This window comes from Citrobacter sp. Cpo071, assembly GCF_030332765.1.
In the GTDB taxonomy this organism is placed as follows: domain Bacteria; phylum Pseudomonadota; class Gammaproteobacteria; order Enterobacterales; family Enterobacteriaceae; genus Citrobacter; species Citrobacter portucalensis.
Genome location: NZ_JAOWHE010000057.1, coordinates 76,347 through 87,620, shown reverse-complemented (window position 1 = coordinate 87,620; position 11,274 = coordinate 76,347). Strand labels below are relative to the sequence as shown.

General features: G+C 53.6%; 9 protein-coding genes and 1 rRNA gene. 2 read left to right on the top strand and 8 right to left on the bottom strand.

The window, feature by feature from the left end; translation table 11 throughout:
- From OGY09_RS01550 to pepQ, 5 genes are all read right to left on the bottom strand, one after another.
- Positions 1 to 363 (bottom strand): 16S ribosomal RNA (locus OGY09_RS01550); the annotation flags it as partial.
- Between the two features lie 378 nt (positions 364 to 741).
- A complete protein-coding gene (gene hemG / locus OGY09_RS01545) occupies positions 742 to 1,287 on the bottom strand; it encodes a menaquinone-dependent protoporphyrinogen IX dehydrogenase (protein WP_032945724.1) in 546 nt (181 codons plus the stop codon).
- 11 nt (positions 1,288 to 1,298) lie between these two features.
- On the bottom strand, positions 1,299 to 2,750 hold the full coding sequence (gene trkH / locus OGY09_RS01540; protein ID WP_003017848.1) for a Trk system potassium transporter TrkH: 1,452 nt from the start codon (positions 2,748 to 2,750) through the stop codon (positions 1,299 to 1,301).
- Positions 2,751 to 2,788: 38 nt separating this feature from the next.
- Entirely contained in the window at positions 2,789 to 3,403 is a 615-nt protein-coding gene (locus tag OGY09_RS01535) for an IMPACT family protein (RefSeq protein WP_003017851.1), read from the bottom strand.
- Positions 3,403 to 4,734, bottom strand: coding sequence for a Xaa-Pro dipeptidase (pepQ, locus tag OGY09_RS01530; protein WP_032945722.1), 1,332 nt, complete (start codon positions 4,732 to 4,734; stop codon positions 3,403 to 3,405). The genes OGY09_RS01535 and pepQ overlap by 1 nt, the downstream gene beginning before the upstream one ends.
- Positions 4,735 to 4,922: 188 nt before the next feature.
- Here pepQ and fadB point away from each other — a divergent pair, with 188 nt between their 5' ends.
- Together fadB and fadA are read left to right on the top strand one after the other, a co-directional pair.
- Positions 4,923 to 7,112: a fatty acid oxidation complex subunit alpha FadB gene (fadB, locus tag OGY09_RS01525; protein WP_032941592.1), complete on the top strand. Its 2,190-nt coding sequence runs from the start codon at positions 4,923 to 4,925 to the stop codon at positions 7,110 to 7,112.
- A gap of 9 nt (positions 7,113 to 7,121) precedes the next feature.
- Positions 7,122 to 8,285, top strand: coding sequence for an acetyl-CoA C-acyltransferase FadA (fadA, locus tag OGY09_RS01520; RefSeq protein WP_003828895.1), 1,164 nt, complete (start codon positions 7,122 to 7,124; stop codon positions 8,283 to 8,285).
- A 154-nt stretch (positions 8,286 to 8,439) separates the two neighbouring features.
- Here fadA and OGY09_RS01515 read toward each other — a convergent pair whose 3' ends face one another.
- The 3 genes from OGY09_RS01515 to fre form a co-directional block, all read right to left on the bottom strand.
- Positions 8,440 to 9,420 (bottom strand): LacI family DNA-binding transcriptional regulator, encoded by a 981-nt coding sequence (locus tag OGY09_RS01515; protein WP_032945721.1) that lies wholly within the window; start codon positions 9,418 to 9,420, stop codon positions 8,440 to 8,442.
- Positions 9,417 to 10,343 carry an ROK family protein gene (locus tag OGY09_RS01510; protein ID WP_032945719.1) on the bottom strand — a complete coding sequence of 309 codons (927 nt, stop codon included), beginning with the start codon at positions 10,341 to 10,343 and terminating at the stop codon, positions 9,417 to 9,419. The genes OGY09_RS01515 and OGY09_RS01510 overlap by 4 nt, the downstream gene beginning before the upstream one ends.
- Before the next feature lie 228 nt (positions 10,344 to 10,571).
- Entirely contained in the window at positions 10,572 to 11,273 is a 702-nt protein-coding gene (gene fre, locus OGY09_RS01505; protein ID WP_003828903.1) for an NAD(P)H-flavin reductase, read from the bottom strand.
- Between the last annotated feature and the right edge of the window lies 1 nt (position 11,274).

The following is an 11,274-nucleotide window of genomic DNA, read 5'->3' as shown; positions in this document are numbered from 1 at the left end:
TCCCCACTGCTGCCTCCCGTAGGAGTCTGGACCGTGTCTCAGTTCCAGTGTGGCTGGTCATCCTCTCAGACCAGCTAGGGATCGTCGCCTAGGTGAGCCGTTACCCCACCTACTAGCTAATCCCATCTGGGCACATCCGATGGCAAGAGGCCCGAAGGTCCCCCTCTTTGGTCTTGCGACGTTATGCGGTATTAGCTACCGTTTCCAGTAGTTATCCCCCTCCATCGGGCAGTTTCCCAGACATTACTCACCCGTCCGCCACTCGTCACCCAAGGAGCAAGCTCCTCTGTGCTACCGTTCGACTTGCATGTGTTAGGCCTGCCGCCAGCGTTCAATCTGAGCCATGATCAAACTCTTCAATTTAAAAGTTTGATGCTCAATGAATTAAACTTCGTAATGAATTACGTGTTCACTCGTTGAGACTTGGTATTCATTTTTCGTCTTGCGACGTTAAGAATCCGTATCTTCGAGTGCCCACACAGATTGTCTGATAAATTGTTAAAGAGCAGTGCCGCTTCGCTTTTTCTCAGCGGCGCGGGGTGTGCATATTACGCCATCCCGCTACGAAGTCAAGCATTTAATTTCGCTTTCTTCGCCGGAGTTCTCAGTGGAACCCCGCTGACCCGGCGGCTTGTAATCCGTTGTTCCGTGTCAGTGGAGGCGCATTATAGGGAGTTATTTCAGGCTGACAAGGGGAAATTTAAAATAATCTTCCGAGTGCGTATTTTTTATTCTTTGCGCTTATTTTAACAACGCTTTGTTGGTTAATTGGGCTATTTCCCGCGCGAATCTCGCAACCTGTTCCCAATCGGTATACACCACTTCTTTATTCGTATCCGTTTCACCACCTGACATCTTCATTATCAGTTGGATCATAACGCGGTCATACCAGCGATAGCGTGGATACAGCAAAGCACCCGCAATAACTGCACTGTGGTCTGGTCGCCACGGCGAACTCATCAGGAACTTACGCGCATAGCTGTTGGTTTGCGGCGTACGTTTCTCCGGCTTACGGGCTACGAGGTTTACGGAGTAGAACGCGCTCGGCATCGAATTCAGCCGTGTGGCATGCTTTTTCACAAACTCCTGAAAAGCAGCATGGTAATGACCGTAGCGAATCGAGGCGCCAATTACCACGCTGTCATAATTTTGCCAGTCCGGCTCCGCGGTACGATGCAAATTAACAACATCTGCCCAAACGCCCAGCTCTTTGAGTTCAGAAGCCAGATACTCAGCGATTTCACGCGTTTGTCCGTCCCGGGAAGAAAAAAGAATCAGTGTTTTCACGTGTTACTCCATTATTCACGCCAGAAGGTAGGGGTAAAGAGCACCAGCAGAGTGAAGACCTCCAGACGACCAAACAGCATATTGGCAATCAGGATCCACTTCGCCACAGGGTTCATACTGGCAAAGTTGTCGGCGACAACCCCCAGTCCAGGCCCCAGGTTATTCAACGTTGCCACAACAGAGGCAAACGCGGAGAAGTCATCAACACCGGTCGCAATAATCGCCAGCATACTGATAATAAAGACCAGCGCATAGGCAGAGAAGAATCCCCATACGGCTTCAAGAATTCGCTCCGGCAACGCACGGTTACCCAGTTTGATACTGTAAACCGCATTCGGATGGACCAGTCGTTTCAATTCGCGGTTACCCTGCTTAAACAGCAGCAGGATACGAATCACCTTCAAGCCACCGCCCGTCGACCCGGCACAACCGCCGATAAAAGCAGAACACAGCAACAGCACTGGCAGGAACAGGGGCCAGCGGGCAATACTGTCCGTGGTAAATCCGGCGGTCGTCGCCATCGATACCACCTGGAAAAAAGCCTGGTTGATCGTCGTGAGCGCCGAGCCATAGGTATTGTGTATCCATAGCACCAGCGTACAGACTGCCACCAGCGTCAACTGCACGCCGATAAACATGCGGAATTCCGGATCCCGCCAGTAGACCTTCAGACTACGCCCACTTAATAAAGAGAAGTGCAGACCATAGTTACAACCGGAGATCAGCAAGAAGATAGCAATGATGGTGTTAATCGTGGGACTGTCGAAATACCCCACGCTGGCATCGTGTGTGGAAAAACCACCGATGGCGATTGTGGCAAAACTGTGCCCAATGGCGTCAAACGCGGGCATCCCGGCAAACCATAGCGCCAGCGCGCACGCCACCGTCAGTAATACATAGATTAGCCACAGCGTTTTCGCCGTTTCGGCAATACGCGGGCGCATTTTATTATCTTTCAGCGGCCCCGGCATTTCTGCACGATAGAGCTGCATCCCACCAACGCCAAGAATAGGCAGGATAGCCACCGCCAGCACGATGATCCCCATCCCGCCGAACCATTGCAGCATCTGGCGATAAAAGAGAATCGCGTGTGGCAATGAATCCAGCCCCACCAGCGTCGTCGCACCTGTAGTGGTTAATCCGGAAAAGGATTCAAAAAAAGCGTCGGTTATCGTCAGGTTAGGGCTTTCTGCAAAGATGAACGGTAGCGCACCCACACTGCCCAGAACGGTCCAGAACAAAACGACAATCAGAAATCCTTCACGCGATTTCAGCTCACCCTTCTCTTTACGGTTTGGCCACCACAGCATGGAGCCGATCGCCAGAGCAACGAAGAAAGTTTGGGTGAATGCACGCCCTGCCCCATCGCGGTAGATGAGCGCTACCAGTCCGGGGATAATCATTGTCCCCGAGAATAAGATGACCAGTAGTCCAACGATTCGGGTGATGGCGCGAAAATGCATCTCTGCCGCTTCCTTAGTTCTTTAAAATGAGGTGGGGATTATTCTTCAATCGCTAACAATTGCAATGAACCACGACTAAAATCCGCCAGTTTTGCCGAAAACTCATCCACTTTGGCAAAAGGAAGCGCCACCCTGAGCCGAACAAAAGCCTGGTAATCACTGGCAACGACTTTACCGTCAAACTGCCCCAGCAAGGCTTCAATGCCTGCCAGCTGACCGTACTCACACTGCAAAGTATATTCGGTTAATGGCGTCTTGCGCTGTGTCGTTAACTGGCGCAACGCCTGATTCACACCGCCACCGTAGGCTTTTACCAACCCTCCAGTACCGAGAAGGATACCGCCGTAGTAGCGCACGACTACAGCGGTAATCTCACCGACGCCGCTCCCCATCAGCTGCGCGAGCATCGGTTTACCTGCCGTACCCGCCGGTTCGCCATCGTCTGAAAATCCCAGCTGCTGCGAGTCATTGGGCGCACCCGCCACCCACGCCACACAATGGTGTCGGGCGTCCGGGTGTTCCGCTTTGACTGACTCAACAAACGCTTTTGCCGCTTCTACGCCGTCCGTATGGGCGAGCAGCGTAATGAAGCGGCTTTTTTTGATCTCTTCGACGACGCTAACCGGCGCCGCAGGGATTAACCAACTGTCCATTACGCCAGTTTCAAATCCCGCGTCATGTTTTCGATATTGTTTTCGTGGACCACCACGTTGTCTTCAATACGAATACCGCCGAACGGTTTCAGTGCTTCAATTTTCTGCCAGTTGAAGTGCTTGCTGAACTGCCCTTCACGCCACGGCGCCAGCAGAGATTCAATGAAGTAAATGCCCGGTTCGATGGTCAGAACCATGCCCGGTTGCAGTACGCGGGTGCAACGCAGGTAAGGATACTTCGACGGCGCGGCCAGATGAGTACCGCTGTCATCCTGCATAAAGCCTGCGACATCATGCACCTGCAGACCCAGCGGGTGACCAATACCGTGCGGCATAAACGGCCCGGTAAGATCGTTTTCCACCATCGCTTCTTCACTCATACCGGTGATGATTTGATGCTTACGCAGCAGCTTCGCGATACGCTGATGGAACTGAATGTGATAATCCACGTAACTGGTGCCTGCTTTCATGGTGGCAATCAGCGCCAGCTCTTCGTCGTTAACGTCCTTCACCAGATGCGCATAGTCGTTGTCGTTTTTCGCCGACCAGGTACGCGTCAGGTCTGCCGCATAGCCGTTGTATTCCGCACCAGCGTCGAGCAGGAAGCTGCGGATTTCAGACGGTGCCTGATGATCCAGCTTGGTGTAATGAAGAACCGAAGCATGCTCGTTAAGCGCCACGATGTTGCTGTATGGCACGTCGGTGTCGCGGTGACCGGTGGCAGTCAGGTAAGCGAGGTTGATGTCAAACTCGCTCATTCCGGAACGGAACGCTTCTTCTGCGGCACGGTGTCCATTTACCGCCATTTTCTGCGCTTCGCGCATACAGGCCAGTTCGTAATCCGTTTTATAGGCGCGGTAATAATGCAGGTAGTCGATCACCCCTTTCGGGTTGATGTTGCTGGCCGCGATGTCCAGTTGCAGCGCACGTTCCGGAACCGGGCCGATGTAACCGATATTGCCGCGAGCAGCAGGCAGTTGGCTACCGATACCATCCGCTTTCGGCAGCGCGATGATCTCGATTTCTTCCGTCCAGAAAGAGGTTGGTAGCGGCTCAACGTTGTGCCAGTAATCGACCGGCAGGTAGAACCACAGTTTCGGCTTGTTTACGCCATCCACCAGCAACCAGCAGTTAGGAACCTGTGTTACAGGCACCCAGGCTTTAAATTGTGGATTGACCTTAAACGGATATGGATGATCGTCGAGAAAGACGTTAACAAGTTCGCCAGAGTGAATAAGTAACGCATCCAGTTTGAAGCGTTCCAGCGCGTCGCGCGTCCGTTCCTGTAAGGTAACGATATGATTTTTATAGAGTGCGGCCAGCGATTCCATTTTCTATCCTTCTGTTTTTTGACCTCAAGTCTCCGCATCTTAGCACATCGCTTTGTGAGTGCGTGATTTCTGCCGAGCGTGATCGAATCGTCATTTCTTTAATCATTTGTTTGCATTTTATTAACATAAAACACACACTTCGATTCATCTGGTATGACCAGATCACCTTGCGGATTCAGGAGACTGACATGCTTTACAAAGGCGACACCCTGTACCTCGACTGGCTGGAAGATGGCATCGCCGAACTGGTGTTCGATGCCCCTGGTTCGGTCAATAAACTCGACACGGCCACCGTTGCCAGCCTGGGCCATGCGCTTGATGTGCTGGAAAAACAACCGAATTTAAAAGGACTGCTGCTGCGTTCTAACAAAGCAGCCTTTATTGTTGGTGCCGATATCACCGAATTCCTTTCACTGTTCCTCGTGCCTGAAGAACAACTGAGCCAGTGGCTGCATTTTGCCAACAGCGTCTTTAATCGCCTCGAAGATCTGCCTGTTCCGACCCTTTCAGCGGTAAACGGCTACGCGCTGGGTGGCGGCTGCGAGTGTGTTCTGGCAACCGATTATCGTCTGGCAACGCCGGACCTGCGCATTGGCCTGCCGGAAACCAAGCTGGGCATTATGCCGGGCTTTGGCGGCTCTGTGCGTATGCCACGTATGCTGGGTGCGGACAGCGCGCTGGAAATTATTGCGGCAGGTAAGGATGTTGGTGCTGAGCAGGCGCTAAAAATCGGCCTGGTCGATGGCGTAGTGAAGCAAGACAAACTGCTTGATGGCGCGATAGCGGTATTACGTCAGGCGATTAACGGCGACCTCGACTGGAAGGCCAAACGTCAGCCGAAGCTGGAGCCGTTGAAACTCAGCAAAATTGAAGCGGCTATGAGCTTTACCATCGCTAAAGGTATGGTGGCACAGACGGCAGGGAAGCATTATCCCGCGCCGATTACCGCGGTAAAAACCATTGAAGCAGCGGCCCGTTTTGGCCGTGAAGAAGCGCTGAATCTGGAAAATAAAAGCTTTGTTCCACTGGCGCACACCAGTGAAGCTCGCGCGCTGGTTGGGATCTTCCTTAACGATCAGTTCGTCAAAGCCAAAGCCAAAAAACTCACCAAAAATATTGAAGCACCGAAGCAAGCTGCGGTGCTGGGCGCGGGCATTATGGGCGGCGGCATCGCTTACCAGTCAGCCTGGAAAGGCGTGCCGGTTGTCATGAAAGATATCAACGACAAATCATTAACGCTGGGCATGACCGAAGCGGCCAAGCTGCTGAACAAACAGCTTGAGCGCGGCAAAATTGACGGTCTGAAAATGGCGGGCGTGATTTCCACTATTCATCCAACCCTCGACTATAGCGGTTTTGAGCGTGTGGACGTGGTGGTTGAAGCTGTCGTGGAAAACCCGAAAGTGAAAAAAGCGGTACTGGCAGAAACCGAAGATCAGGTACGCCCGGACACCGTACTGGCTTCAAATACCTCCACCATCCCAATCAACGAGCTGGCCAGCGCGCTCAAGCGCCCGGAAAACTTCTGTGGGATGCACTTCTTTAACCCAGTACACCGCATGCCACTGGTTGAGATTATTCGCGGCGAGAAAAGCTCGGATGAAACCATCGCCAAAGTTGTCGCCTGGGCAAGCCAGATGGGCAAAACCCCAATTGTGGTCAACGACTGCCCCGGTTTCTTCGTGAACCGCGTGCTGTTCCCGTATTTTGCCGGTTTCAGCCAGCTGCTGCGCGATGGGGCGGATTTCCGCAAAGTCGACAAAGTCATGGAAAAACAGTTTGGCTGGCCGATGGGCCCGGCTTATCTGCTGGACGTGGTGGGAATTGATACCGCACATCACGCGCAGGCAGTGATGTCCGCAGGCTTCCCTCAGCGTATGCAGAAAGATTATCGCGACGCGATAGACGCCCTGTTTGATGCGAACCGTTTCGGACAGAAAAACGGTCTTGGATTCTGGCGTTATAAAGAAGACAACAAGGGCAAGCCGAAGAAAGAAGAGGATGCCACCGTTGACGATCTGCTGGCAGAAGTCAGCCAGCCGAAACGCGACTTCAGTGATGAAGAGATTATCGCTCGCATGATGATCCCAATGGTCAACGAAGTGGTGCGTTGTCTGGAAGAAGGCATTATCGCCAGCCCGGCAGAAGCCGACATGGCGCTGGTTTATGGCCTGGGTTTCCCTCCGTTCCATGGTGGCGCGTTCCGCTGGTTGGATACGCTCGGCAGCGCGAAGTATCTCGATATGGCCCAGCAGTATCAACACCTCGGAGCGCTGTATGAAGTTCCGGCTGGTCTGCGTGATAAGGCGCGCCATAACGAACCGTATTATCCCCAGGTTGAGCCTGCCCGCCCGGTTGGCAGCCTGAAAACGGCTTAAGGAGTCACAATGGAACAGGTTGTAATTGTTGATGCGATCCGTACCCCGATGGGCCGTTCGAAAGGGGGCGCGTTTCGTAACGTGCGGGCAGAAGATCTCTCCGCACACTTAATGCGTAGCCTGCTGGCGCGAAATCCTGCGCTGGAGCCATCCGCGCTTGATGATATTTACTGGGGCTGTGTGCAGCAAACGCTGGAGCAGGGTTTCAACATCGCCCGTAACGCCGCGCTGCTGGCGGAAGTTCCGCACTCCGTTCCAGCCGTCACGGTCAACCGCCTGTGCGGTTCGTCCATGCAGGCGCTGCACGACGCGGCACGCATGATCATGACCGGCGATGCTCAGGCGTGCCTGATTGGCGGCGTGGAGCATATGGGCCATGTACCAATGAGCCACGGCGTTGATTTCCATCCGGGCATGAGCCGCAACGTGGCAAAAGCCGCGGGAATGATGGGTCTGACTGCGGAAATGCTCTCTCGCATGCACGGCATCAGCCGTGAAATGCAGGATGCTTTCGCCGCACGTTCACATGCTCGCGCATGGGCTGCAACACAGTCTGGCGCATTTAAAAACGAAATCATCCCGACCGGCGGCCATGATGCCGACGGCGTACTGAAGCAGTTTAACTACGATGAGGTTATCCGTCCGGAGACAACCGTTGAAGCGCTCTCCACCCTGCGCCCGGCGTTCGATCCGGTTAGCGGAACGGTCACTGCCGGTACCTCCTCCGCGCTCTCCGACGGCGCAGCGGCGATGCTGGTCATGAGCGAAAGCCGCGCCCGTGAGCTGGGTCTGACGCCGCGTGCCCGAATCCGTTCGATGGCTGTTGTTGGCTGTGACCCGTCAATTATGGGTTATGGTCCGGTTCCGGCCTCAAAACTAGCGCTGAAAAAAGCGGGACTCTCCACCAGCGATATCGGTTTGTTTGAGATGAACGAAGCCTTTGCCGCTCAGATCTTGCCGTGTATTAAAGATCTGGGGCTGATGGAGCAGATCGATGAGAAGATCAACCTCAACGGCGGGGCGATCGCTTTGGGCCATCCGTTGGGTTGCTCTGGGGCGCGTATCAGCACCACCCTGCTCAATCTGATGGAACGCAAAGACGTACAGTTTGGCCTGGCGACGATGTGTATCGGTTTAGGCCAGGGCATCGCGACGGTATTTGAGCGAGTTTAATCAAAGCATGTGACTTATTGTAGGCCGGGCAAGCGAAGCGCCCCCGGCGACTATGCCGGATGGCGACGCTGATGCGTCTTATCCGGCCTACAACACAAATGCCATTGTATAACAATTTAGTTGCCGTTCTTCCCGCCTGTCAGGGGCGGGTTTTTTATTTCTCTGAACTACCACGTACCACTAACTGCACCGGCAACAGCAGATTCTCTTCCTGATTTTCTTCCAGCAATAAACGCAGCGCTTCACGCCCCAATTGTTGTTTATCAACCGCAATGGTGGTGAGTGGTGGATGTGACCAGGCCGCAGCATCGATATCATCAAACCCAACCAGCGCAAGATCTTCCGGGATACGTATACCCTGCTGCGCACACACCCGTTGAACAACCAGCGCTGCCGCATCGTTATAGGCAAAAATAGCGTCGGGCGGCTCTGGCAGACTGAGCAATTCATTCACCGCCTCCACCAAAGATTGCTCGGTATCCAGCAGCGGCGGCGCAATGGCTTCATACTCTGGCGGCATCAGCAAACGGGCCTCATACAATGCCTGACGGTAACCCTTCTCGCGCTGACGGATGCTGTAGTGCGCAAGCGTGCTGGCAAGAAAAGCAATACGGCTGCGACCTTGTGCAATCAAATGTTGTGTAGCCAGATAACCGCCCTGGGTGTTGTCCGGATTCACGCAAGGCAGGCCCGGCGCCCAGAGATCCACCAGCACCAACGGCAGCTTCATCTGTTGCAGCAAGCCAAGTAATTCAGGCTCAAAAAATCCGGCACAGATCAGCGCATCAGGCTGGTGCAGCAGCACCTGTTCACTCACTGCATCGCCTGGACCAATGGAGAGAAAGCTCAGCGCAATACCATGGTCACGACAGTTATCTTCTATGCCCAGCAGCAGTTGAGAGTAAAACGGCAATGCCCGGCTGATATTGTGCTGGCGGTGAAGCAAAAACAGGACGCGTTTGATCTTGTCAGTGCGCAGACGGGAAAAATCATAACCCTGCTGCTGCGCCACAGAAATAATGCGCAGCCGGGTGTCTTCACGCAGCCCCGGCTGCCCTTTTAGGGCGCGGGAAACTGCACCAACTGAAACACCACAAGCTTCGGCAATATCTCTGATACGTACAGGTTTTGTCATTTCACTCTCATTGATTCTACTATGGCTTGTTGCGCCCCCAGCCAGGCCGCACCGCGTACGCCGCTGCTGTCGCCGTGACGGGCCCGAACGATCGGTGTGCGGCACTGCTTACCAAATACGTACTGCGCCACTCGCGCCTGCAAACCCGAATACAGTAAATCGATATTGGATACCCCACCCCCAAGCACGATAACATCGGGATCGAGCGTATTCACCACGCCCGCCAACGCACGCGCCAGTTGATCGCAATAACGTTCCCATACAAAGCAGGCATCCGCATCACCCGATTCTACCTGTTGCATAATTTGTGGCACACCCACATGCTGCGCGGTGTGATTCAGGTACTGGCGTTCCAGACCGCTGCCGGAAATAAAGCTCTCAATACAGTTCAACTGTCCGCAATAGCATCTCACTCCAGCCCCGTCCTGAGATTCGTGGTAGCGCGGCAATGCATTATGCCCCCACTCTCCTGCGCAGGCGTTAGGTCCAGAGATCAAGCGGTTATCGATGCATAGTCCACCGCCGCAACCGGTACCGAGGATCACGCCAAATACCACGCTATACCCGTGTCCGCTACCGTCCATCGCTTCCGACAAGGTAAAGCAGTTGGCATCATTAGTAACCGGCACTGGCATTCCTGATGCTCGCTCAAGGTCTTGCGCAAAGGCCTGTTGATTGAGCACCAGGATGTTCGAATTCTTAATCAAACCTTCGCTATCCACCGCGCCTGGCACCCCAACGCCAACCGATAAAGGCTGATTAACGGCCAGTCTGGCCTTAACAATCATCTCCGTCACGGCCTGGAAAAAATCACCGTAACTCTGCTTTGGTGTCGCGCATCGCTCGCGGTAAACAATTTCCCCCGCGTTATCAATCACCACCGCTTCGATTTTAGTCCCGCCAATATCCAGTCCGAGTCTCATGGTCTTCCTCGTTTGCGCCTCGCAATTTGATTGTGTCTAGTTTGCCAATTTTGTTTACTAAACAAAAAGAGACCTGTCACAAAAGCTAATTTTTGTGATTAATAGATAGGAAAAACATGTTTACTAAAAAACGTGGTGAAAAAGAGAAACAACGAGACCGGGCTTGCACCCTGTTAGAAGAAGTAAGGTTGGTGATGAATGCGCCGGAAGGGCTCCGGCGCATAGCGCTTAAATGAACGCGAAAGCGTCGCCAAACAGGCGATCTTCACGCGCACTGCGCTCATTACAGAAGAGATCGCGCGCGATTTTGGCCATTTCAAAACGCCCGGCAATGTAGATATCATGCTCCGCCAGGGTACCGTAATCCTGCAATACTGCCGTTAACACGGTTCCCGTACGACCACGCCAGCCGTCTTCAGGCTGTTCCACCACTGGCTCAACGCGCAGATTCGGGTGGTTCACAGACAGCGCTTCCAGCTCGGAGAGATCGTAGAGATGCTTCTCCTCGCGACCGCCCCAGTAAATGGTGATATCGCGATTTGGATTACGCGCCAGCGCGGTAAGCAGAATAGAACGCACGTAAGAGAAACCTGTACCACCGGCAATCAGGATCAGCGGGCGCTCGTCTTCATCTCGCAGCCAGGCTTCGCCATGCGGAATGTCGACCTTGATTTCCCGGTCTTTCAGAATACGGTCCATCACAGCCATGGCGTAAAGATTTAGCTCAGAGGCGCCAACATGCAGCTCAATGAATCCTTGCTCGTCCGGCGTTGATGCCATGGAGAACGGACGCTTATCCCTTTCATCCATCACGACCATTAAATACTGGCCAGCACGAAAGGAAAACGCCGCGTCTGGCACTAAACGAACGCGATATACGGTGTCAGTGATAGCTTCTACCGAGGTCACTTTACAGCTTAAGGTTGTCATG

Coding starts and splice junctions, on each gene's coding strand:
- trkH (WP_003017848.1), bottom strand. CDS start 2,750: ATGCATTTTCGCGCCATCACCCGAATCGTTGGACTACTGGTCATCTTA.
- OGY09_RS01535 (WP_003017851.1), bottom strand. CDS start 3,403: ATGGACAGTTGGTTAATCCCTGCGGCGCCGGTTAGCGTCGTCGAAGAG.
- pepQ (WP_032945722.1), bottom strand. CDS start 4,734: ATGGAATCGCTGGCCGCACTCTATAAAAATCATATCGTTACCTTACAG.
- fadB (WP_032941592.1), top strand. CDS start 4,923: ATGCTTTACAAAGGCGACACCCTGTACCTCGACTGGCTGGAAGATGGC.
- fadA (WP_003828895.1), top strand. CDS start 7,122: ATGGAACAGGTTGTAATTGTTGATGCGATCCGTACCCCGATGGGCCGT.
- OGY09_RS01515 (WP_032945721.1), bottom strand. CDS start 9,420: ATGACAAAACCTGTACGTATCAGAGATATTGCCGAAGCTTGTGGTGTT.
- OGY09_RS01510 (WP_032945719.1), bottom strand. CDS start 10,343: ATGAGACTCGGACTGGATATTGGCGGGACTAAAATCGAAGCGGTGGTG.
- fre (WP_003828903.1), bottom strand. CDS start 11,273: ATGACAACCTTAAGCTGTAAAGTGACCTCGGTAGAAGCTATCACTGAC.